Below are 21,901 nucleotides of genomic sequence, written 5' to 3'. Positions count from 1 at the left end.
GTGACGGCGGTTCACCCGCACCGGGTGAACCGCCGTCCGAGGAGAGAGCGGCGGGTGACGGAGCCAACCCCCTTGGCCCCGCCACCCGCCGCCGGAGGGAGGAGGAAAGTTCCGGTTACGGGTTACGACGTCTCGGCGAGCGTCACGGTTGCCCTGGACTCGGCGCCGTTGCGCTTGTAGGTCACCTCGACCCGGTCGCCGACCTTGCCGGCCTGCACCGCGCCGACCAGGTCGTCGGAGTCGTTGACCACCTTGTCGCCGAACCGGGTGATCACGTCGCCGCGCTGGAGCCCGGCCTTCTCGGCGGCGCTGCCGGAGGTGACGGCGGCGACCAGGGCCCCGCCGCCCTCGGCGGCCGTCACGCTGACCCCGAGCGACGGGTGGCTCACCTTCTCGCCGCGCTGGAGCTTGCCGGCGACGTCCTTGGCCTTGTTGCTGGGGATCGCGAACCCGACGCCGATGTTGCCGGTGCTGCCCTGACCGGCGGTGGCGATCGCGGTGTTGATGCCGATCACCTCGCCGCGGGTGTTGACCAGGGCGCCGCCGGAGTTGCCCGGGTTGATCGGCGCGTCGGTCTGGAGCAGCCCGGCGATCGAGCTGGCGCCCTGGCCCGGCTCCTGCCGCTGCTGGCCGCTGCCGGCCTGGATGGTGCGGTCCCGGGCGCTGAGGATGCCGGCGGTGACCGAACCCTGCAGGCCCAGCGGGCTGCCGAGGGCGAGCACCTGGTCGCCGACCTGCATCCCGTCGCTGTCGCCGAACGTCGCCGGCTTCAGGTCGCTGACGCCGGTGGCCCGCACCACCGCGAGGTCGGTCTTCGGGTCCGTGCCGACGATCCGCGCCTCGGCGGTCTTGCCGTCGGCGAAGACCACCCGGACGCTGTCCCGGCCGGCGGAGGCCACCACGTGGTTGTTGGTGAGCACGAAACCGTCGGCGGTGAGGATCACGCCGGAACCCTCGCCGCTGTCGGTGGCGATGGAGACCACGCTGGGCTGGACCGCGGCGGCGATCCGGGGCAGGTCGGCGCCGTTGATCACGGGAGCCGCCGAGTAGGTGCGCGTGATCCCGGAGTCGTCGTCGACGGCGAGCGCGAGCGCGCCGCCGGCCACGCCCGAGCCGAGCATCAGGGCGAAGACCGCGACGCCGGCGCCGGCGAGCTTGGCGATCCGGCCCGGCCGGGGAGCGGCCGCCGGCGCGGGCGCCCAGGGCTGGCCCGGCTGGTACTGGCCCGCGTGCTGGCCGTAGCCCGGGCCCGGCTGTCCCCCACTCCAGCCGGACTGCTGCTGGCCGTGATACGGCGCGCCGGGGTGCGCGGCGGCCGGCGGGTGGCCGGGCTGGCCCTGGGGGTGCCCCGCGGGCCGGGGCCCGCCCGGATAGGACGGGGTGGCCGCCGGCGCAAACGGGCCGGCGGGGGCGGACGGGCCCGCCGGGGCCGACGGGCCCGCCGGGGCGGACCAGGCGGCCGGGGCGGCGGAGGAGCCCGGCACCGGCGACCCGGGTGCCGGGGCCGGGCCGGCGGAGGCCGGGGCCGGGCCGGCGGAGGCCGGGGCCGGGCCGGCGGAGGCCGGGGCCGGGCCGGCGGAGGCCGGGGCCGGGCCGGCGGAGGCCGGGGCCGGGCCGGCGGAGGCCGGGGCCGGGCCGGCGGAGGCCGGGGCCGGGCCGGCGGAGGCCGGGGCCGGGCCGGTGGAGGCCGGGGCCGGGCCGGTGGAGGCCGGGGCCGGGCCGGTGGAGGCCGGGGCCGGGCCGGTGGAGGCCGGGGCCGGGCCGGTGGAGGCCGGGGCCGGGCCGGTGGAGGCCGGGGCCGGGCCGGTGGAGGCCGGGGCCGGGCCGGCGGAGGCCGGGGCGGCAGGGGCCGCGTCGGGCGCGCGAACCGGCTCCGGGGCACGGAGGGCCGCGTCGGAGGCGGCCGGCAGCTCGGCGGTCGCGCCGGGCCCGGCGGTACGGGACGCCTCGCCGGGCGCCGGGGCGGAACCGCCGGGGCCGGAGGCCACGGTCTCCATGGCCACGGTGTCGGCGGCCGACGGGGAGTCGGACTGCGCGCGCTCGGCGCGGGGCAGCTCGGCGGTGGGGTGCGACGGCTCGGCGTCGGTGGCGGCCGGCCGGCGCTGCGGGTCGGACTCGTACTCGGTCATGGATCCAGCTTCGCTCGTGCCACTGCGACCAGCCTGGAACCGGCCTGAATGTTGGCTGAAAGTCACTCGCCGTCGCCCTCGGTGTCGGGCGCGAGCGGCAGCCGGACCCGGAAGGTCGAGCCTCCGCCCGGGGTGTCGGTCACCTCGACGGTGCCGTGGTGGGCCCGCACCAGTGCCGCGACGATGGCCAGGCCGAGCCCGGTGCCGGTGTTTCCGCCGGCTCGCCGGGTACGCGCCGCGTCGACGCGGTAGAAGCGCTCGAAGACCCGCTCCGCCTGGTCGGGGGTGAGCCCGGGGCCGGTGTCCGCCACCTCCGCCACGGCGAGGTTCCCCGCCTCGGCCCGCAGCCGCAGCGTCACCGAGGCCTCCGGCGGGGTGTGCGTGAGGGCGTTGGTCATCAGGTTGCCGATCACCTGGCGGAGCCGGGCGTCGTCGCCGTAGACCACCAGCGGCCCGGAGCCGGGCTCGATCTCCAGTTCCACCCTGCGCTCCGGCGCCATCACCCGGGCGGCCTCGACCGCGTCGCTGGCCAGCACGGGCAGCTCCACCGGGGCGAGGGAGAGCGGCCGTTCCCGGTCCAGGCGGGCCAGCAGCAGCAGGTCCTCCACCAGCAGGCCCATCCGGGCGGCCTCCTGCTCGATCCGGCGCAGCAGGTCGGCGGTCTGCTCCGGCGCGCTCGCCGCGCCCTGCCGGTACAGCTCGGCGAAGCCCCGGATGGTGGTCAGCGGGGTCCGCAGCTCGTGCGAGGCGTCCGCGACGAACTGCCGCATCCGCTCCTCGGAGCGCCGGGCCCGCGCCTCCGAGGCGCGTGCGGCGCCGGCCGCGTCCCGGGCGCCGGCCTCGGCGGCCCGGGCGGCCGTCTCGGAGGCGGCGCGCGCGGTGAAGGCGGCCTCGATCTGCGTCAGCATGGCGTTCAACGCCCGGGAGAGCCGGCCCAGCTCCGAGGTCGGGACGGGCTGCCCCTCCTCCGGGTCGGGCACCCGCCGGGTGAGATCACCGCCGGCGATCGCGGCGGCCGTACGCTCGATCTCCACCAGCGGTTTCAGGCTGGTCCGGACGATCGCCGCGCCGATGGAGGCGAGCAGGATCAGCACCGCGCCGCCGACCAGCAGGTCTATCCAGACCAGGCGCTTGACCGCCAGGTCGACGTCGGTGAGGTGCTGCCCGACGGCCAGGACCTCACCGTCGTCCAACTGGGTGTAGAGCATCCGCCAGCGAGACCTGTGGTCCTGCGCGGTCACGGTGCGCGGCTCGCCGACCAGCGCAGCGAACCCCTCGGTGGTGCTCGGTAGTCGCGGCAACTGTTCCGGGCGGATGTTGCGGCTGTCGTACTCGGGCGACATCACCCCGGTCGGCTGGGCCAACGAAATGATGAAGTCGCTGGGCAGCGTGGTGGTGCCTCTCCGGCCTTCCTTGTACAGGTTCAACACCGCGGCCACTGAGCCGGTGGTGCGGCTCAGTTCCTCGTCCACCTGCTCGATGAGGTAGCCCCGGAGGAAGACGGTGGTCAGCGAGCTGATCACCAGGAGGGCGGCGGCGACCAGGGCGAGCACCGCGGCGACCAGCTTCACCCGCAGCGGGACGCCGCGCAGCCATGTCTTCCCCTGGTGTACCGGGTTCACGCCGCCGGCTTGCGCAGCACGTAGCCCACGCCCCGGAGGGTGTGGATCAGCCGGGGTTGGGTGTTGTCCACCTTCCGGCGCAGGTAGGAGATGTACGACTCGACGATGTTGTCGTCGCCGCGGAAGTCGTAGTTCCACACGTGGTCGAGGATCTGCGCCTTGGACAGCACCCGGTTGGCGTTCAGCATCAGGTAGCGCAGCAGCTTGAACTCGGTCGGCGACAGCTGCACCCGCTGGCCGGCCCGGTGCACCTCGTGGGTCTCCTCGTCCAGCTCCAGGTCGGCGAAGGTGAGCCGGGAGGGCGCCTGCTCGCCGGTGCTGGTGCGGCGCAGCACCGCCCGGATCCGGGCGGTGAGCTCCTCCAGGCTGAACGGCTTGGTGACGTAGTCGTCGCCGCCCAGGGTCAGCCCGCGGATCTTGTCGTCGGTGGCGTCGCGGGCGGTGAGGAAGACCACCGGGGTGCGGGTGCCGCCCTCGCGCAGCATCCGGATGACCTCGAAGCCGTCCAGGTCGGGCAGCATCACGTCCAGCACGACGAGGTCGGGCCGGTGGTCCTTGGCGGCGTGCAGGGCGGCGCTGCCGCTGGTCGCGGTGGCCACGTCGAAGCCCGCGAAGCGCAGGCTCGCGGAGAGCAGTTCGAGGATGTTGGGATCGTCCTCGACGACGAGCAGTCGCGCCTCGGTCTGGGTAGCGGCCATGCCGCCCATCATCCGCGCCGTCGCTGCGTCCGCGCTGGGCGGTCGCTGAAAAAAACCTGTGAGGCCGGTGGAGGCGGCGGGGGCCGGTCACCGCGCGGCGCGCCGCCCGGAGTCAGCGCAGCAGCCGGCGCAGGCCGTCCAGCGCGCCGTCGAGCAGCCGGATCGCCGTACGCACCTGGGAGTCGGTGAGCCGGCGGGACCGTACCAGGGCGCCCATCTCGACGGTGAAGGCGGCCAGCCGCTGGTCGAACTCGGCGAGCGGGGCCGTCTGCGGCGCGGGCGGGTGGGTCGGGGCGGGCGCCGAGGGCGTCGACCGGGCCTGGCGGGACTGTCGGGCCGCCTCCCGCAGCTCCCGTTTCAGGTCGCGGACGGAGCCGCGTACCTCGGCCCGGATCTCCCCGGCCAGGGCGGACAGGTCCTCGACCGAGGCCGCGATGTCCGACTCCAGGGCGGTCAGCTCGCCGGCCCGGTGGCGCAGCTCGGCCCGGCCGGCGTCGGTGATCTCGTATACCTTGCGGCCGCCGACGGCGGTGTGGGCGACGAGCCCGTCGGCCTCCAGGCGTTGCAGGCGGGGGTAGATGGTGCCGGCGCTGGGCGCGTAGAGGCCGAGGAAGCGCTCCTCCAGCAGACGGATCAGCTCGTAGCCGTGCTTCGGGCCGTCGTCGAGGAGTTTGAGCAGGTAGAGCCGGAGCCGCCCGTGACTGAACACGGCGGTCACGGCAGCTCCTCCTCGTCGGTGCCCGCGGGGCGCGCGAGCAGCGCGATGCTGCCCGACGTGGCGGACGCCCAGAGCCTACCCTCGCCCGCGCCGAGCACTCCCTCGCTGTCGACCACGGCCCCGGGCGCGGCACTGCCGCGCACCTGGGCGAAGCCGCTGGTGATCCGGCCCGCGGCGGTGTGCAGGCGGACGGCGAGGTCGCTGTCCTCGCGGACCCGGACGGTGATGCTGCCGGAGATCGTGCTGAGCCGGATGTCGCTGCGTCGGGGGTTGTCCAGGTCGCAGGTGATGGCGCCGGAGACGGTCCGGGCGCGCACCTGCCCGGCCGCGCTGTCGGCGAGGGTCACCTCGCCCGAGACCGTCTCCATGTCGAGGTCGCCCGCCACGCCGAGCGCCTCGACCGGGCCCGACGTGATCTTCGCCGAGGTGTCGCCGCGCAGCCCCATCAGCGTGATCCGGCCCGCCCTCACCTCGACCCTGGTGCGGCCACGCAGGCCCGACGCGACCAGCGAGCCGTCCACCAGCTCCAGTTCGGCCAGCACGTCGGCGGGGACCGCGACGGAGACGTCGACCCGGAGCAGCCGGGACAGCGGTCCCAGCCACCAGGCGAACTCCGACCACCGTCGGTGCCGCTCCTGGCGCACGGAGAGCCGGCCGTCGCGGTGCTCCACCAGTACCGGCCGGCGTCCGACCCGGGTGACGTCGACCCGGGCCGGGCCGTCGCTGGCCACGACGTTGAGGCTGCCGCCGAGCAGTCGGACGTCGAGCCGGGTGACCGGCTCGTCCAGGGTGAGCCGCCGCGGGGCGGCCACGGTCCAGGCGGTCACGGCGCCCTCCTTCCGGCGGCGCGCCGGAGGCGGCGCGGCGTGTCCCACGACAGTAACGCGATACATCGCGATACAGCAAGCGCGACAGCCGGACGCCGGGTCAGGCGGCCAGGCCCAGCCCTCCGGGCACGGTCGGGGCGGCGCGGCCGGGCCGAACGCGCGATCAGGCGGCCAGACCCAGCCCTCGGGCACGGTCGGAGCGGCGCGGTCGGGCGGCGCGGTCAGGCCGAACGCGCGATCAGGCGGCCAGACCCAGCCCCCGGACGCGGCCGGGGCGGCGTGGCCGGGCCGGCCGCCGGGTCTCCGCCGGGCGGGCGGGCGGCGGCACGAGGTGCACGGCCGACTCGGCGGCCCGGGCGAGCAGCCGCCGGTCGGCGTCCCGGGCCGGGTACAGCGCGGCGGAGACGGCCACCCGCACCTCCAGCCCCCGGGCGGCGAGCACCCGGGTCAGCGAGCGGAGCAGGTCGTCGTCGCCGACGAAGGCGGCTGCCGTGGTCGCCGCGCCCGTCGCGGCGCACCGGTAGCCGATCCGCACCGGCACCACGGGCGCCCCGGCGTCGACGGCGGCCTGGAACAGCGCCGGCCGGAACCCTCGGCGGGGCCGGCAGCCGGGCGCGTCGGCGGCGCCGCACCACGTCGTACCCTCCGGGAAGACCGCCACCGGGCGGCCGGCACGCAGCGCGGCGGCGACGCGGGCGACCGTCGCCGGCAGGTCGCGCGGGCGGGACCGGTCGACCAGGACGGTGCCGGCGGCCGCCGCGAGCAGCCCGACCAGCGGCCAGGACCGCACCTCCCGCTTGGCCACCATCCGGGCCGGCGCGACCGCCAGCAGCGCCAGCACGTCCAGCCAGGAGGCGTGGTTGGCGGCCAGCAGCGCCGCCCGTCGGGGTGCCCGGCCGCGCACCGCCAGCCGTACGCCGAGGGCGCGCAGCGTGCCGCGGGCCCAGCCGCGCACGGCCGCCGCCCGCTCCCCCGCCGGCAGCACCGGCAGCAGCGGGGCGAGCAGGGCGCCCGCCCCCAGCATCCCGAGCACGGCCAGCAGCCGGCCCGCCCGGCGGAGCACCGGCACGGACGGCACCTCGCCGGCCACCGGGAGGCAGGCGGGACCGCACCCCGACGCGGGTAGCCACAGGGGCGCGGCGCTCACCGTCGCGTCCCGAGGAAGTGCCGCAGGTAGCGGGGGCTCATCCGGTCCAGGGAGAAGAGCACGTAGAAGTCGGCCACCCCGAAGTCCGGGTCGTACGCGGGCTCGCCGCAGACCCACGCCCCGAGGCGCAGGTAGCCGCGCAGCAGCGGCGGCAGCGCGGCCCGGCCGGCCGGCCCGTCGACCGGCGCCGACGCCGCGTCCGGCTCGGCGAACCAGGGGCGGTGCGGGCGCACCCGCAGTGGCGGCGGGGCCAGGTGCCGGCCTCGGACCTCCCGCCACACCGCGGCGGCGGCACCGCCCCCGTCGGCCACCGGCACCGAGGCGCAGCCGCCGAGCCAGCGCGACCCGCGCAGGTGCAGGTAGCGGATGATGCCGGCCCACATCAGGTTGATCACCGCGCCGCAGCGGTGGTCGGGGTGCACACAGGACCGGCCGGCCTCGACGAGTTGGTCGCGGAGCGGGTCGAGCGCCGCGAGGTCGAACTCGGTCTCGGCGTACCGGCGGTCGGTGCGGCCCGGCGGCAGGAGACGGTACGTGCCGACGACCTCGCCGGTGCCCTCCCGACGGACGATCAGGTGGTCGCAGTACGCGTCGAACTCGTCGACGTCGAGCCCGACGTCGCCCGGGCGGAGGGTGGCGCCGAGTTCGGCGCCGAACACCTCGTGACGCAGACGTTGCGCCGCCGCGACCGCACTCGGGTCGTCGGCGATCAGCAAGGTGTATCCGCTGGTCGTCAGGGGTGTGCCAGCGGCGTGCAGAACGGCCATGGCACCTGTGTAGGCGGTCCGGGTTGCCGGGCGGCGGGGTGAGGAGTGTCGATGAGGTGAACGGCCCGTGCCGGTGTCGGGCCGACGGCGTGCGAGGCTGCCGGCGGCGCGTGCCGGCGACGGGGCCGGGCGCCACGCCACGGAGGATGTCTGATGATCATCGAGTCGCGCTTCAACGGGCCGCCCGGCTCGGGCAACGGCGGCTGGAGCGCCGGCGTCTTCGCCGCCGCGTCCGGCGCCCCCGGGCCGGTCGAGGTGACGCTGCGCCGGCCACCGCCGCTGGAGACCCCGCTGACCGTGGTCGACGGGGAGGTACGCGGCCCCGACGGCGTGGTCGTCGCGCAGGTCCGCCCGGCGCAGGACGCCCGGACGGTCGTGCCGCCGGTGGACCTGCCGACGGCGCGGGCCGCGTCGGCGGCGTACCCCGGGCTGGTGGACCACCCCTTCCCCGGCTGCTACGTGTGCGGCCCCGACCGGCCGGACGGGCTGCGGATCTTCCCCGGCCGGCTGCCGGACGGCCGGACCGCCGCGCCGTTCCGGGTGCCCGGCCCGGTCACCGCCGCCACGGTCTGGGCCGCGCTGGACTGCCCCGGCGGCTGGGCGGTCATCGCCCCCGGCCGCCCGTACGTCCTCGGCCGGATCTCCGCGACGGTCGCGGCGCTGCCCGCGCCGGGCGACGAGTGCGTGGTGACCGGCGCGATGGTCGGCGGCGAGGGCCGCAAGGCGCTCGTGCACACCAGCCTGTACGCCCCCGACGGCACGCTCCTGGCCTGGGCCCGCGCGACCTGGATCGCCGTGGCGGCCCACGCCGGCTGATCCCCCTCGGGGAGGAGGGCCTCCTGCCTGAGGGGGAGGTGGATCTACGGAGCGCGCCTGATTGACCTCGTTGCGCCGGACCGCCACGCTGTGTAACGGCGTACCCCGACGCCCCCGCACGAAGGAGAGCAATGACTGACGGGCAGCGAAGCCCCACCGGTGAGGGTCAGATCGTGGTGTCCGGCCTGACGAAGCAGTACAAGAACGTCCGGGCCGTGAACAACCTGTCGTTCACCGTCGAACCGGGTCGGGTGACCGGGTTCCTCGGCCCCAACGGCGCCGGCAAGACCACCACCCTGCGCATGCTGCTGAACCTCGTCACCCCCACCGGCGGGGAGGCGACCATCAGCGGCCGGCGGTACGCCGACCTGACCGACCCGCTGCGACACGTCGGCGCGGTGTTGGAGGCGTCCAGCGCGCACAAGGGCCGCACCGGGATCAACCACCTGCGGGTCATCTGCGCGGCGGCGGGGCTGCCGAAACGGCGGGCCGACGAGGCGCTGGCGCTGGTCGGCCTCACGCCGGCGGCCAAGCGCAAGTTCAAGGGCTACTCGCTGGGCATGAAGCAGCGGCTCGGCATCGCCGCCGCGATGCTCGGCGACCCCCGGGTGCTGATCCTCGACGAGCCGGCCAACGGGCTGGACCCGGAGGGCATCCGGTGGATGCGCGGGTTCCTCAAGAACCTCGCGCACGAGGGCCGCACCGTGCTGGTCTCCAGCCACCTGCTGTCGGAGATGCAGCTGCTCGCCGACGACGTGGTGATCATCGCCGCGGGCCAGCTCGTCCGGCAGGGCACCGTCGAGCACGTCATCGGGTCGATGGCGCAGGGCGTCCGGGTCCGGGTGCGCACCCCGCAGGCCGACGCGCTGACGGCCGCGCTCAAGGAGGGGCCGGCCACCGTCGAGGTCGACGAGCACGGCGTCCTGCTGGTGGGCGGCGTGGACGCCCCGACCGTGGGCCGGGTCGCCCTGACCGCCGGCGTCGAACTGCACGAACTGACCACGGAACGACCCGACCTGGAACGGGTCTTCCTGGAGCTGACGGCCGGAAAGGCGGGCATCCGATGAACCTCGTCCGATCCGAGCTGCTCAAGATCCGCACCACCAGCACCTGGTGGTGGCTGGCCATCGGCGCGTTCCTGTCGATCGCGCTCGCCTTCGCCTTCAACGCCTGGGTCGCCGACGAGACCCTCAGCGGCGAGGGCGAGAACCTGGGCATCACCGGCGACCAGGCGACCGCGGCGGCGCAGGCCGCCAACCTCTACACCTCCGGGCAGTACCTGGGCCTGATGTTCGTGATGCTGATCGGCATCCTGATGGTCACCAACGAGTTCTTCCACCAGACGGCGACCACGACGTTCCTGTCCACGCCGCGGCGCACCTCGGTGATCCTCAGCAAGCTCGTCGCGGCCAGCCTGCTGGGCTTCGCCTTCTGGCTGGTGACCACGGTGATCGACCTGATCGCCGGGGCCACGTTCCTGTCCCTCAACGATTACGGCACCCTGCTCGACGAGTGGGCCGTGCAGCGGGCGCTGCTGCTCAACCTGCTGGCGTACGCGATCTGGACCGTCCTCGGCGTCGGCATCGGCACGCTCATCACCAACCAGCTCGGCGCGGTGATCACCTCCGCGGTGCTCTACCTGGTCGGCACGCAGGTGGTGGGGCTGTTGTTCATGCTGCTGGCGAACGTGCTCGACAACGAGGCCGTGGTCAAGTGGCAGGTGATCTGGCCCGCCGTCGCCTCGACCGTGATGGTGAGCGAGGGCCAGAACGACTTCGCCCCCGCGTGGTGGGTCGGCGCGCTCGTGCTCATCGGCTACGCGGTGGTCAGCGGGGCCGTCGGCATCATGATCACCCGCCGCCGCGACGTCTCCTGACGCACCTCGGCGGGACGGGGCGGGGGTGGCGCGAGGCGCCACCCCCGCCCGCTTTCTCCCGGGGGGCGGCGACACACCGGCCCCTACCAGCAGCCGGCCGGACACGCAGCGTTTGGCGAACTTCTGGCATCTTCTGTGAAACCGGCCACGGGGCGGAGCCGGAAATGCCTGCGGGATCCGCACGGCGTAGCCTGGGAGCCGTCTCGTGTGCGCTCGCAGGCAGGGCGTCACCGGACGCCGCGTGACACACAAACCCGCGTGAAAGAGGCGATTACCGGCCGTGTCGACCCAGCAGACTTCGCAGGAGAACCCACTGGCGGGTTTCGGCCCGAACGAGTGGATCGTCGAGGAGATGTACCAGCGCTACCTCGCCGACCCCACCAGCGTCGATTCGGCCTGGCACGACTTCTTCGCGGACTACCGTCCGGCGCCGGGCGCCGGCACGCCCCGCGCGGAGCAGCCGGCCCCGAAGCCGGCCGCCGAGCCGGAGCCCGCCGGTCAGCAGGAGGCGACCGCGAAGGTCGCGCAGCCGGCGGAGAAGAAGCCGGCCGAGAAGAAGCCGGAGCCCAAGCCCGAGAAGCCCGCGGCCAAGGCCGCCCCCGCCAAGCCGGCGCCCGCTAAGGCGGCGGCGAAGCCCGCGCCGGCCAAGCCCACCGCCACCGGCCCGCAGACCACCCCGCTGCGCGGCGTCGCGGCGAAGATCGTCCAGAACATGGACGCCTCGCTGAACGTGCCGACCGCCACCAGCGTGCGCGCCGTCCCGGCCAAGCTGCTGGTCGACAACCGCATCGTGATCAACAACCACCTCACCCGTGGGCGCGGCGGCAAGGTCAGCTTCACCCACCTCATCGGCTACGCGATGGTCCGCGCGCTGGTGGCCCACCCGGAGATGAACAACTCCTTCGCCGAGGTCGACGGCAAGCCGGCCATGGTGCGGCCGGAGCACGTCAACCTCGGCATCGCGATCGACCTGGTCAAGCCGGACGGCAGCCGCAACCTGGTGGTCCCCTCCATCAAGGCCTGTGAGCAGATGGACTTCCGGCAGTTCTGGCAGGCGTACGAGGACGTGGTCCGGCGCGCCCGCCGCAACGAGCTGACCATGGAGGACTACTCCGGCACCACGATCTCGCTGACCAACCCCGGCGGCATCGGCACCGTGCACTCGATGCCGCGCCTCATGCAGGGGCAGAGCGCGATCATCGGCGTCGGCGCGATGGAATACCCGGCTCCCTACCAGGGCATGTCCGAGGCCACCCTGGCCGAGCTCGCGGTCAGCAAGGTCATCACCCTGACCAGCACGTACGACCACCGGATCATCCAGGGCGCGCAGTCCGGCGAGTTCCTCAAGGTCATGCACGAGCTGCTGCTGGGCGAGCACAGCTTCTACGACCAGATCTTCACCTCGCTGCGCATCCCCTACGAGCCCGTGCGCTGGATGCGCGACGTCGCGGTCAACAACGAGGGCCAGATCAACAAGACGGCCCGGGTGCACGAGCTGATCCACGCCTACCGGGTGCGCGGGCACCTGATGGCCGACACCGACCCGCTCGAATTCAAGATCCGCAAGCACCCCGACCTGGACGTGCTCCAGCACGGGCTGACCCTGTGGGACCTGGACCGCGAGTTCCCGGTCAACGGCTTCGCCGGCAAGCAGCGGATGAAGCTGCGCGACATCCTCGGCGTGCTGCGCGACTCGTACTGCCGGCGGGTCGGCGTCGAGTACATGCACATCCAGGACCCGGAGGAGCGGCGCTGGATCCAGGAGCGGATCGAGCGCAAGTACGAGAAGCCGTCCCCGGACGAGCAGAAGCACGTGCTCAACCGGCTCAACGCCGCCGAGGCGTTCGAGACCTTCCTGCAGACCAAGTACGTCGGGCAGAAGCGCTTCTCGCTGGAGGGCGGCGAGTCGCTGATCCCGCTGCTCGGCGAGGTGCTGGAGGCCTCCGCCGAGGGCGGGCTGGACGAGGTCGTCATCGGGATGGCCCACCGCGGCCGGCTCAACGTGCTGGCCAACATCGTCGGCAAGCCGTACGAGAAGATCTTCTCGGAGTTCGAGGGGCACCTGGACCCGCGCTCCACGCAGGGCTCCGGCGACGTGAAGTACCACCTCGGCCAGAACGGCAAGTTCACCACGCCGGACGGCGACCACTCGGTCAAGGTCTCGGTGGTGGCGAACCCGTCGCACCTGGAGGCCGTCGACCCGGTGCTGGAGGGCATCGTCCGGGCCAAGCAGGACCGGATAGACCTCAAGCTGGAGGGCTACACCGTGCTGCCGCTCGCGGTGCACGGCGACGCCGCCTTCGCCGGCCAGGGCGTGGTGGCCGAGACGCTCAACCTCTCCCAGCTGCGCGGCTACCGCACGGGCGGCACCGTGCACGTGGTTGTCAACAACCAGGTCGGCTTCACCACCGCCCCGGAGTACAGCCGCTCCAGCCTCTACAGCACCGACGTCGCCCGGATGATCCAGGCGCCGATCTTCCACGTCAACGGCGACGACCCCGAGGCCGTGGTCCGGGTCGCGCGGCTGGCCTTCGAGTACCGCCAGGCGTTCAACAAGGACGTCGTCATCGACATGGTCTGCTACCGCCGGCGCGGGCACAACGAGGGCGACGACCCGTCGATGTCCAACCCGCAGATGTACAAGATCATCGACTCGAAGCGGTCCGTCCGGAAGCTCTACACCGAGGAGCTGATCGGGCGCGGCGACATCACCGTCGAGGACGCGGAGGAGCTGCTGCGCGACTACCAGTCGCAGCTGGAGCGGGTCTTCAAGGCCACCCGCGACGCGGCCACCACGCCGCGCCAGCTCAGCCGCCCGAAGCGGGAGGACGAGCCGGAGCCGCAGGTCGACACCGCCACCGACGCCGCCGTCGTGAAGGCCGTCGGCGAGGCGCACGTCAGCCTGCCGGAGGGCTTCACCCCGCACAAGCGGATCCAGCAGCTGCTCGACCGGCGCGCCAAGATGTCCGTCGAGGGCAACATCGACTGGGGCTTCGGCGAGATCATCGCGTTCGGCTCGCTGCTGCACGACGGCGTCACCGTCCGGCTGGCCGGGCAGGACTCCCGCCGGGGCACCTTCGTGCAGCGGCACGCCGCCGTGGTCGACGCGCAGACCGGCGAGGACTACCTCCCCCTCCAGTCGCTGACCGGCGACGGGGAGCGGTCCCGCTTCTTCGTGCACGACTCCCTGCTCAGCGAGTACGCGGCGATGGGCTTCGAGTACGGCTACTCGGTGGAGAACGTCAACGCGCTGGTCTGCTGGGAGGCGCAGTTCGGCGACTTCGTCAACGGCGCCCAGTCGGTGATCGACGAGTTCATCTCCTCCGGCGAGGTGAAGTGGGGCCAGCGCTCCGCCGTGACCCTGCTGCTGCCGCACGGTCACGAGGGCCAGGGCCCCGACCACACCTCGGGCCGGCCGGAGCGGTTCCTGCAGATGTGCGCCGAGGACAACATGCGGGTGGCCATCCCGACCACCCCGGCGAACTACTTCCACCTGCTGCGCCGGCAGGCGCTCTCGCCGAAGCGCAAGCCGCTCGTGGTGTTCACGCCGAAGTCGCTGCTGCGGCACAAGCTCTGCGTCTCCCCGGTCGAGGACTTCACCACCGGCACCTTCTCCCCGGTGCTGGGCGACTCGGGAGCCCCGGCGCCGGAGCAGGTGAAGCGGGTGCTGCTCTGCTCGGGCAAGGTCTACTACGACCTGTTCCAGGCCCGGCAGGAGCGGGGCGTCACCGACACCGCGATCATCCGGCTGGAGCAGCTCTACCCGCTGCCGGTGGAGGAGATCCGGGCCGCCTTGGCGGCGTACCCGAACGCCGAGGACTACGCCTGGGTGCAGGAGGAGCCGGCCAACCAGGGCGCCTGGTCGTTCGTCGCGCTCAACCTGCTGGAGCACCTGGCCGACGTCCGGCTGCGCCGCATCTCCCGGCCGGCGGCGGCCGCCCCGGCCGTCGGCTCGGCCAAGATGCACGAGGTCGAGCAGGCCGCGCTGATCGAGGCGGCCCTGCCCCGCCCGTGACCTGAGCAGCACCGCCGACCGGGGCAGGGACCGTCACCACGACGGCTCTGCCCCGGTCGCCGTCGGCGGCCCCGCCCGGCCACCGACCGCCGCCGCACCATCCGGAACGAACGAGGAACGGACAGCATGTACTTCACCGACCGCGGTATCGAGGAACTGGTCGAGCGCCGGGGCGACGAGCAGGTCAGCATGGAGTGGCTCGGCGAGCGCCTGCGCGACTTCGTCGACCTGAACCCGGAGTTCGAGACGCCGATCGAGCGCTTCGCCACCTGGCTGGCCCGCCTCGACGACCCCGACGACGAGTAACCCACCCGAACGCCCCCACCCGCCCCGGCGTCCGCCCGCTGACGCCCGTGAAGTTGCCGTCCGCCCGACGTGTCGCCGCAACAACTTCATGATCAACGAGAGAGGGCGAAGGACCCGAGCCGGGGATCCGAAGATCTCCTAGGGTGGGTGCGTGGCGCGGAGTGTGTACCTGACCAGTGTGGGGTCCGGCGGCGGGAAGTCGACCGTCGCCCTCGGGCTCGCGGAGTTGTTGTCCCGGCAGGTCGAGCGGATCGGCGCGTTCCGGCCGCTCGTGCGCGGGCACGGCCCCGACCCGATCCTCGCCCTGCTCAGCGACCGCTACCGGATCGAGCTGCCGTTGGCCGACCTGAGCGGCACCACGTACGCCGAGGCGACCGCGCTGGTGGCCGACGGACGGCGCGAGGAACTCGTCAGCGGCATCGTCGAGCGCTACCGGGAGGTCGAGCGGCGCTGCCCCGCCGTGGTCGTGGTGGGCAGCGACTTCGCCGACGGCGGCGACGGGGCCGGGCCCCGCGAGCTGGCCTTCAACGCCCGGCTGGCGACCGAGTTCGGCAGCGTCGTGGTGCCCGTGATCGACGGTTTCGGGCAGGAGCCGGCGGCCATCGCGGCGGCGGCGCGCGGGGCGTACCACGATCTGGAGGACCTCGGGGCGACGGTGCTGGCGGTGATCGCCAACCGGGTGCCCGGCCAGATGACGCTGCCCGAACTGCCCGTGCCCACGTACGCCATCCCCGAGGTGCCGACCGTGTCGGCGCCGACGGTGGCCGAGGTGGCGGCGGCGCTCGGCGCCACCCTGCTCGCCGGGGACGACGACGCGCTCACCCGCGACGTGCTCGACTACGTGGTCGGGGCGGCGCACGTGCCGACCCTGCTGGACCACCTCACCGACGGCGCCCTGGTGATCATGCCCGGCGACCGGGACGACCTGCTGGTGGCCACGAGCGCCGCGCACGTGGCCGGCCAGGTGTCGGTCGCCGGGCTGGTGCTCACCCTCGGCGAGCAGCCGGATCCACGGGCGATGCGGCTGGTGGAGGGGCTGAAGCCCGGCCTCGCGGTGCTCTCGGTGACCAGCGACAGCTACGACACGGTGGCCGCGTCCAGCCGGATCGAGGGCCGCCCCAGCGCCGACAACCCGCGCAAGGTCGAGGCCGCCCTCGGCGCGTTCGAACGCTGCGTGGACACCGACGACCTCGCCCGCCGGCTGCGGGTCAGCCGGTCCGAGCGGGTGACCCCGCTGATGTTCGAGTACGACCTGATCGACCGGGCCCGGACGCGCCGCCGCCACCTCGTGCTGCCCGAGGGGGCGGAGGAACGGATCCTGCGGGCGACCGAGATCCTCCTGCGCCGGGGCGTCGCCGACATCACCCTGCTCGGGCGCCCCGACGACATCGCGCGGCGGACCCGCGAGCTGGGCATCGACATCGCCGGCGCGCAGATCGTCGACCCGGTCACCAGCGAGTGGCGCGACGAGTTCGCCACCACGTACGCGCGGCTGCGCGCCCACCGGGGGATCACGGTCGAGCTGGCGCACGACATCGTCGCCCAGCCCAACTACTTCGGCACCCTGATGGTGCAGACCGGGCACGCCGACGGGATGGTCTCCGGCGCGACCCACACCACCGCCGCCACCATCCGTCCCGCGTTCGAGATCATCCGCAACGTGCCGGGCGTCTCGGTCGCCTCCAGCGTCTTCTTCATGCTGCTCGCCGACCGGGTGCTGGTCTACGGCGACTGCGCGGTCAACCCCGACCCGGACGCCGCCCAGCTCGCCGACATCGCCATCTCCTCGGCCGACACCGCCGCCCGGTTCGGCATCGAGCCACGGGTCGCGATGCTCTCCTACTCCACCGGCAGCTCCGGGGCGGGCGCCGACGTGGAGAAGGTCGCGGCGGCCACCAAGCTCGTCCGGGAGCGCCGCCCCGACCTGCTCGTCGAGGGGCCGATCCAGTACGACGCGGCGATCGACCCGGCGGTGGCGGCGACGAAACTGCCCGGCAGCGAGGTCGCCGGCCGGGCCACGGTCTTCATCTTCCCGGACCTCAACACCGGCAACAACACGTACAAGGCGGTGCAGCGCTCCGCCGGAGCGGTGGCCGTCGGGCCCGTGATGCAGGGCCTGCGGCGGCCGGTCAACGACCTGTCGCGGGGAGCCACCGTGCCGGACATCGTGAACACCGTGGCGATCACCGCCATCCAGGCCGCGGCCAGCGAGGAGTCGTCATGAACGTACCGGTCGGCGGGGCCGCCGCCGAGGACACGGGCCGGGTGCTCGTGCTCAACTGCGGGTCGTCGTCGGTCAAGTACCGGCTCTTCGACGGCGACAGGGTGCTCGGCAAGGGCACCGTGGAGCGGGTCGGCGAGCCCGGTGGCGGCCCGGCCCACCACGACGCCGCCGTCCGGCAGATCCTCGCCGGGCTCGACCTGGCCGGGCTGACCGCCGTCGGGCACCGGGTCGTGCACGGGGGGAAGCGCTTCGGCGAGCCCGTCCTGGTCGACGACGCGGTGCTGGCCGCGATCCGCGACCTCATCCCGCTCGCGCCGCTGCACAACCCCGCGAACCTGACCGGCATCGAGGTCGCCCTGGCCGCGCTGCCGGACGTGCCGCAGGTCGCCGTCTTCGACACCGCGTTCCACACCACGCTGCCCGAGGCCGCCGCGACCTACGCGGTCGAGCGGGCCACCGCCGAGCGGTACGGCATCCGACGGTACGGCTTCCACGGCACCTCGCACGCGTACGTGTCCCGGCGCACCGCCGAACTGCTCGGCCGCCCGTACGCGGAGGTCAACACGATCACCCTGCACCTGGGTAACGGGGCCAGCGCCTGCGCGGTGGCCGGCGGCCGGAGCGTGGCCACCTCGATGGGGATGTCCCCGCTGGAGGGCCTGGTCATGGGCACCCGCAGCGGCGACCTCGACCCGACCGTCATCTTCCACCTGCGCCGGGAGGGCGGGCTCTCCGTCGACGAGATCGACGACCTGCTCAACCACCGCAGCGGCCTGCTCGGGCTGACCGGCGCCAACGACATGCGCGAGGTGCTGGCCCGCCGGGCGGCCGGCGACCCGGCGGCGGGGCTCGCCTTCGACGTCTACTGCCGGCGGATCACCGGCTACGTCGGGGCGTACTACGCGCTGCTCGGGCGGGTGGACGCGATCACCTTCACGGCCGGCGTCGGCGAGCACGCCGCCCCGGTCCGCGCCGCCGCGCTCGCCGGCCTGGAGCGGCTCGGTGTCGCGGTCGACCCGGAGCGCAACGCCGGCAGCGGCGACCGGGTCATCTCGCCAGACGGGGCCGAGGTGACGGTCTGCGTCGTCGGCACCGACGAGGAACGCGAGATCGCCCTCCAGACCCGCGCGGTGGTCGAGGCCGCCGGCTGAACCGATCCGCCGGCGTCGGGAGCGGCGGCAGACGACGCGGGCGTCGCGGCCGGCGGCGACGGCGGGGCTCAGCCCAGGGCGAGCCAGGCGAGCAGGGCGACCAGCACGACCGCGACGACCGCCGCGCCGACGAGCAGCGGCGTGCGGGACGCGCCGGCGGGCGCCTCGGGCTCGGCGGTCTCGGCGAAGGCGCGGAACGCCGCAGTGTTGCCGCTGGGGTCGGTGTGGTTCTCAGGCATGCCGGTGACCCTAGCCAAACCGCTCCCCCGCCGCCGTCCCCCACGCGCTCGCGGGCGGCAGGTCCGGCCGGCCGGTCGACCCGATCCGGCCCGGGTGGCGGGGCGGTCCGGACCGGACGGCGGGGACGATCCGGGCAGCCGGGCACCTACCGTGGAACGGTGGGGGTCAAGCGGCTGGTCGCCGTGCTGATGACGGCGCTGCTGGCGGGCTGCGCCCAGGCCACCGCCGCGCCCGGAGCCGGCGCGCCGCCGGCCCGCCCGGCCCCCGCGGTGGCGTACGACGTCGGGGTGCGCACGTTCACCGTCGACCCCGCCTCCGCGCGGCCGTTGCCGGTGACCGTCTGGTACCCGGCGGACGACGACGGGGTGGCGGCGGGGCGGTTCCCGGTGGTGGTCTACAGCCACGGGCTGGACAGCCTGCCCGAGCTGCACGCGGGGCTGACCACCCGATGGGCCGCCGCCGGGTTCGTGGTCGCCGCCCCGGCCTACCCGCACACCCGGCGCGGCACACACCGGTTCAGCCGCGCCGACGTACGCCGCCAGCCCGCCGACGGCTGGCGGCTGATCCGGCACCTGGTGCGGCTCGACGCCCGGGGCGGCGACCCGCTCGCCGGGCACCTCGACGTCACCCGGTTCGCCGCCGCCGGGCACTCGGCGGGGGGCTTCACCACGGCGGGCATGTTCACCTCGGGCCGGTCGGGGCGGCTGCGGGCCGGCATCGTGATCGCCGGTGGCGGGATGGCCGGCAGCTTCGCCGGGCCGGCGGCGCCCCTGCTGTTCGTGCACGGAACGGCCGACCCGATCGTGCCGGCGTCGGTCGGGCGGGCCGCGTACCGCCGCACGGGCGGGCCGGCCGCCTTCCTGAGCCTGCTCGGGCAGGGCCACGGCGAGTACCTGACCCCCGGGCGGCCCGGCTTCGACCAGGTCCTGGCCACCACCACCGACTTCCTCCGCTGGACCCTCTACGGCGACCCGGCCGCCGGCCGCCGCCTGCCCGGCGACGCCCGCTCCCCCGGCGTGACGGTCTACGAGACCCGCCCCGCCCGCTGAACCGGAAACGGGGGCGGCCGACCGCGGCGCCAGGCGGTCCGACGGGGCGCGGGACGGGTGGGGCCGTCAGCGCGGTCGTGCGCGACTACGCCGGGCGGGACCGCCGGAAGGGACAGCGCGGGGGCGATGGGCGCGCCCGCGTAGTCCCGGAGAGCTACGCGCGAATCGCGCTCCGGGGCGGGACGCGGACCATCCCGCGTCGCCCGTAGCCTCGTGCCCGGAGACGGGGCCGACAGCGCGGCGGCCGGGTCCACGCACCGGGTCCGCGGAGGGGCGGACGGGCCGGGGCTGGCACCCGGGTCGTCTCTGACCGGCGACGGCGAGGACGGACGCGATGAACATGAGCGACGACCCGGATGCCGGACGGCGTCGGGGATCCCGGGCACGGTGGCTGCCGCCGGCCCCGCGTGAGCTGTGGACGGTGGCCGCCGACCCGCTGCCGCCTCTGCCGTGGCCGCGCTGGGCGGCCGGGCTGCCGCACGTGCTGGTGGTGGTCTACGCGGCACTGCTGTTCGTGGCGTTCCACGGCATCGGCCGGCCCACGGTCGTGCTCACCGGGGTGCAGGCGGCGGCGGTCGTGCTGGCGATGTTCCGACCGGTGCCGGCCTGGTGGGCGGTCACCGTGACCGCGGTCGTCGGTCCCCTCGCCGTCGACGCCCCGTCCCCGTGGAGTCGCGCCACGATCGCCGCCCTCGCCGGGGTGCTCTTCCTGCTCGCGCTGCGGACCCGGCCCCTGGCGGTGTTCACGGCGCTGGGGGTCAGCGTCCTCGCCGGCCTGGCCAGCGTCGGGTTCCACGTCCACAACCACAGTCCCGACGCCGGCTGGCCCTTCCGCCCGCTCCACACCGACGTCGGCCAGGTCGTCGCGATCTGCGGGTTGGCGGCGTGCCTGGGCGGGATGGTGCGCGCCCGACGGGTGGCCCGTACCCGGCTGGTGGCCCAGGAGCTGGTGTCGGCCGAGGAGCGGGCCCGGCGCACCCTGCTGGAGGAACGCGCCCGGATCGCCCGCGAGCTGCACGACGTGGTGGCCCACCACCTGTCGGTCATCTCCATCCAGGCGCAGGTGGCCCCGCACCTGGTCACCGACCCGCCCGAGGAGCTGCGGCAGAACCTCGCCGGCATCCGCGGCAACGCGCTGGAGGCGCTGACCGAACTGCGCCGGGTGCTGGGGGTGCTGCGCGTGGAGCGTCCGGCCGACGCCGGCCACGCGCCGCAGCCCACCCTGGCGCGGTTGCCCGAACTCGTCGGCAACGTACGCGACGCCGGGCTCGACGTCACCACGCGGACCACCGGCCGGCCACGCCCGCTGCCCCCCGGTGTCGAGCTGTCCGCCTACCGCATCGTGCAGGAGGCGCTCAGCAACGCGATCCGGCACGCGCCCGGCGCCACCGTCCGGGTCGAGCTGGCCTACCATCCGACGAGCCTGGTCGTCCAGGTCGGCAACACCCCGCCGACGCGACCCGCCCCGCCGTCCGCGCACGAGGGCCACGGCCTGCTCGGCATGCGGGAACGGGCCGCCATGCTCGGCGGGACGCTGACCGCCGGACCGACCCCCGACGGGGGATACGAGGTGACCGCCGACCTGCCCGCACCCACCTGCGCACCAACCGCCGAGGAAGCCGCATGACGACGATCCGCGTCCTGATCGCCGACGACCAGGTCATGGTGCGGCAGGGCTTCACGGTGCTGCTGAACGCCGAACCCGACATCGAGGTGGTCGGCCAGGCGGTCGACGGCCGGGACGCCGTGGCCCAGGTCGCCGAGCTGGCGCCGGACGTGGTCCTCATGGACGTCCGCATGCCCGTCGTCGACGGCATCGAGGCCACCCGACGCCTCACGGAGGCCGCCGACTCCGCCGTCAGGGTGCTGATGCTGACCACCTTCGACCTGGACGAGTACGTCTACGAGGCGCTGCGCGCGGGCGCCTCCGGCTTCCTGCTCAAGGACGCCTCCGCCGCCGACCTCGCGCACGCCGTACGGGTCGTCGCGGCCGGCGAGGCGCTGCTCGCGCCGACGGTCACCAGGCGACTGATCACTGAGTTCTCCCGGCTCTCCGCCACCCCACGTGCCCCGCTGCGGAAGCGGGTCGGCGAGTTGACCGGACGCGAGACCGAGGTGCTCGCCCTCGTCGCGCAGGGCCTGTCGAACGCGGAGATCGCCGAGCACCTGGTGGTGGCCGAGCAGACCGTGAAGACCCACGTGAGCCGCATCCTGACCAAGCTCGGCCTGCGCGACCGCACCCAGGCGGCCGTCTTCGCGTACGAGACGGGTGTGGTGCGCCCGGCCGGCGGCCGACCCGGCTAGCTCCCGAGAGGT

The 21,901-nt window shown here is 74.5% G+C and carries 17 protein-coding genes and 2 pseudogenes; 10 read left to right on the top strand and 9 right to left on the bottom strand.

Annotated features, from left to right (window positions below; translation table 11 throughout):
- Positions 1-122 precede the first annotated feature (122 nt).
- From GA0070606_RS21235 to GA0070606_RS21205, 8 genes and pseudogenes are all read right to left on the bottom strand, one after another.
- Positions 123-2,129, bottom strand: coding sequence for a S1C family serine protease (locus GA0070606_RS21235; protein ID WP_245724756.1), 2,007 nt, complete (start codon positions 2,127-2,129; stop codon positions 123-125).
- Positions 2,130-2,191: 62 nt separating this feature from the next.
- Positions 2,192-3,403: pseudogene (locus GA0070606_RS21230) on the bottom strand (HAMP domain-containing sensor histidine kinase); the annotation flags it as partial.
- A gap of 182 nt (positions 3,404-3,585) precedes the next feature.
- Positions 3,586-3,751: pseudogene (locus tag GA0070606_RS34055) on the bottom strand (two-component sensor histidine kinase); the annotation flags it as partial.
- Complete coding sequence (locus GA0070606_RS21225; protein WP_091103329.1) at positions 3,748-4,449, bottom strand: response regulator transcription factor; 702 nt, start codon at positions 4,447-4,449, stop codon at positions 3,748-3,750. The pseudogene GA0070606_RS34055 and the gene GA0070606_RS21225, both read right to left, overlap by 4 nt.
- Before the next feature lie 112 nt (positions 4,450-4,561).
- Positions 4,562-5,167: a PadR family transcriptional regulator gene (locus tag GA0070606_RS21220; protein ID WP_091103326.1), complete on the bottom strand. Its 606-nt coding sequence runs from the start codon at positions 5,165-5,167 to the stop codon at positions 4,562-4,564.
- Entirely contained in the window at positions 5,164-5,994 is an 831-nt protein-coding gene (locus tag GA0070606_RS21215) for a DUF4097 family beta strand repeat-containing protein (RefSeq protein ID WP_091103323.1), read from the bottom strand. Before GA0070606_RS21215 ends, GA0070606_RS21220 begins: the two co-directional genes overlap by 4 nt.
- A 238-nt stretch (positions 5,995-6,232) precedes the next feature.
- Positions 6,233-7,063 carry a lysophospholipid acyltransferase family protein gene (locus GA0070606_RS21210; RefSeq protein WP_245724755.1) on the bottom strand — a complete coding sequence of 277 codons (831 nt, stop codon included), beginning with the start codon at positions 7,061-7,063 and terminating at the stop codon, positions 6,233-6,235.
- A gap of 74 nt (positions 7,064-7,137) precedes the next feature.
- On the bottom strand, positions 7,138-7,908 hold the full coding sequence (locus tag GA0070606_RS21205; protein ID WP_091103318.1) for a GNAT family N-acetyltransferase: 771 nt from the start codon (positions 7,906-7,908) through the stop codon (positions 7,138-7,140).
- A gap of 153 nt (positions 7,909-8,061) precedes the next feature.
- Between GA0070606_RS21205 and GA0070606_RS21200 the strand changes: the two genes are divergently transcribed.
- The 7 genes from GA0070606_RS21200 (at position 8,062) to GA0070606_RS21170 (ending at position 18,296) form a co-directional block, all read left to right on the top strand.
- Positions 8,062-8,724, top strand: a complete 663-nt coding sequence (locus tag GA0070606_RS21200) for a hypothetical protein (RefSeq protein ID WP_091103315.1) — start codon at positions 8,062-8,064, stop codon at positions 8,722-8,724.
- A 131-nt stretch (positions 8,725-8,855) separates the two neighbouring features.
- Positions 8,856-9,791: an ABC transporter ATP-binding protein gene (locus tag GA0070606_RS21195; protein WP_091103313.1), complete on the top strand. Its 936-nt coding sequence runs from the start codon at positions 8,856-8,858 to the stop codon at positions 9,789-9,791.
- Positions 9,788-10,600 (top strand): ABC transporter permease, encoded by an 813-nt coding sequence (locus GA0070606_RS21190; RefSeq protein WP_091103310.1) that lies wholly within the window; start codon positions 9,788-9,790, stop codon positions 10,598-10,600. Before GA0070606_RS21195 ends, GA0070606_RS21190 begins: the two co-directional genes overlap by 4 nt.
- 280 nt (positions 10,601-10,880) lie before the next feature.
- The gene (locus GA0070606_RS21185; protein WP_091103307.1) at positions 10,881-14,615 is read left to right on the top strand and encodes a multifunctional oxoglutarate decarboxylase/oxoglutarate dehydrogenase thiamine pyrophosphate-binding subunit/dihydrolipoyllysine-residue succinyltransferase subunit; all 3,735 of its coding nucleotides are present in this window, start codon (positions 10,881-10,883) and stop codon (positions 14,613-14,615) included.
- A 126-nt stretch (positions 14,616-14,741) separates the two neighbouring features.
- A complete protein-coding gene (locus GA0070606_RS21180) occupies positions 14,742-14,921 on the top strand; it encodes a DUF6104 family protein (protein ID WP_091103304.1) in 180 nt (59 codons plus the stop codon).
- A 151-nt stretch (positions 14,922-15,072) separates the two neighbouring features.
- Complete coding sequence (gene pta, locus GA0070606_RS21175) at positions 15,073-17,145, top strand: phosphate acetyltransferase (RefSeq protein WP_091103302.1); 2,073 nt, start codon at positions 15,073-15,075, stop codon at positions 17,143-17,145.
- Positions 17,142-18,296, top strand: coding sequence for an acetate/propionate family kinase (locus GA0070606_RS21170; RefSeq protein WP_091103299.1), 1,155 nt, complete (start codon positions 17,142-17,144; stop codon positions 18,294-18,296). The genes pta and GA0070606_RS21170 overlap by 4 nt, the downstream gene beginning before the upstream one ends.
- 68 nt (positions 18,297-18,364) lie before the next feature.
- Here the strand turns inward: GA0070606_RS21170 and GA0070606_RS32630 are convergent, their stop codons facing one another.
- Positions 18,365-18,535: a hypothetical protein gene (locus GA0070606_RS32630; protein WP_176737380.1), complete on the bottom strand. Its 171-nt coding sequence runs from the start codon at positions 18,533-18,535 to the stop codon at positions 18,365-18,367.
- 189 nt (positions 18,536-18,724) lie between these two features.
- On the opposite strand from GA0070606_RS32630, the gene GA0070606_RS21165 reads away from it, so the two are divergent.
- From GA0070606_RS21165 to GA0070606_RS21155, 3 genes are all read left to right on the top strand, one after another.
- Entirely contained in the window at positions 18,725-19,585 is an 861-nt protein-coding gene (locus GA0070606_RS21165) for an alpha/beta hydrolase family protein (RefSeq protein WP_425413105.1), read from the top strand.
- A gap of 334 nt (positions 19,586-19,919) precedes the next feature.
- On the top strand, positions 19,920-21,212 hold the full coding sequence (locus GA0070606_RS21160) for a sensor histidine kinase (protein WP_218106036.1): 1,293 nt from the start codon (positions 19,920-19,922) through the stop codon (positions 21,210-21,212).
- Complete coding sequence (locus GA0070606_RS21155; protein ID WP_091103294.1) at positions 21,209-21,889, top strand: response regulator; 681 nt, start codon at positions 21,209-21,211, stop codon at positions 21,887-21,889. The genes GA0070606_RS21160 and GA0070606_RS21155 overlap by 4 nt, the downstream gene beginning before the upstream one ends.
- The last annotated feature ends 12 nt before the right edge of the window (positions 21,890-21,901 follow it).

Source organism: Micromonospora citrea, assembly GCF_900090315.1.
GTDB lineage: Bacteria > Actinomycetota > Actinomycetes > Mycobacteriales > Micromonosporaceae > Micromonospora > Micromonospora citrea.
The sequence above is the reverse complement of the archived record's forward strand: the minus strand, read 5'-3'. Positions and strand labels throughout refer to the sequence as shown.

Excerpts from the sequence above, each read along its gene's own strand:
- GA0070606_RS21235 (WP_245724756.1), bottom strand. The coding sequence starts at position 2,129 with ATGACCGAGTACGAGTCCGACCCGCAGCGCCGGCCGGCCGCCACCGAC.
- GA0070606_RS21225 (WP_091103329.1), bottom strand. The coding sequence starts at position 4,449 with ATGGCCGCTACCCAGACCGAGGCGCGACTGCTCGTCGTCGAGGACGAT.
- GA0070606_RS21205 (WP_091103318.1), bottom strand. The coding sequence starts at position 7,908 with ATGGCCGTTCTGCACGCCGCTGGCACACCCCTGACGACCAGCGGATAC.
- GA0070606_RS21200 (WP_091103315.1), top strand. The coding sequence starts at position 8,062 with ATGATCATCGAGTCGCGCTTCAACGGGCCGCCCGGCTCGGGCAACGGC.
- GA0070606_RS21195 (WP_091103313.1), top strand. The coding sequence starts at position 8,856 with ATGACTGACGGGCAGCGAAGCCCCACCGGTGAGGGTCAGATCGTGGTG.
- GA0070606_RS21190 (WP_091103310.1), top strand. The coding sequence starts at position 9,788 with ATGAACCTCGTCCGATCCGAGCTGCTCAAGATCCGCACCACCAGCACC.
- GA0070606_RS21180 (WP_091103304.1), top strand. The coding sequence starts at position 14,742 with ATGTACTTCACCGACCGCGGTATCGAGGAACTGGTCGAGCGCCGGGGC.
- GA0070606_RS21170 (WP_091103299.1), top strand. The coding sequence starts at position 17,142 with ATGAACGTACCGGTCGGCGGGGCCGCCGCCGAGGACACGGGCCGGGTG.
- GA0070606_RS32630 (WP_176737380.1), bottom strand. The coding sequence starts at position 18,535 with ATGCCTGAGAACCACACCGACCCCAGCGGCAACACTGCGGCGTTCCGC.
- GA0070606_RS21165 (WP_425413105.1), top strand. The coding sequence starts at position 18,725 with ATGACGGCGCTGCTGGCGGGCTGCGCCCAGGCCACCGCCGCGCCCGGA.
- GA0070606_RS21160 (WP_218106036.1), top strand. The coding sequence starts at position 19,920 with ATGAACATGAGCGACGACCCGGATGCCGGACGGCGTCGGGGATCCCGG.
- GA0070606_RS21155 (WP_091103294.1), top strand. The coding sequence starts at position 21,209 with ATGACGACGATCCGCGTCCTGATCGCCGACGACCAGGTCATGGTGCGG.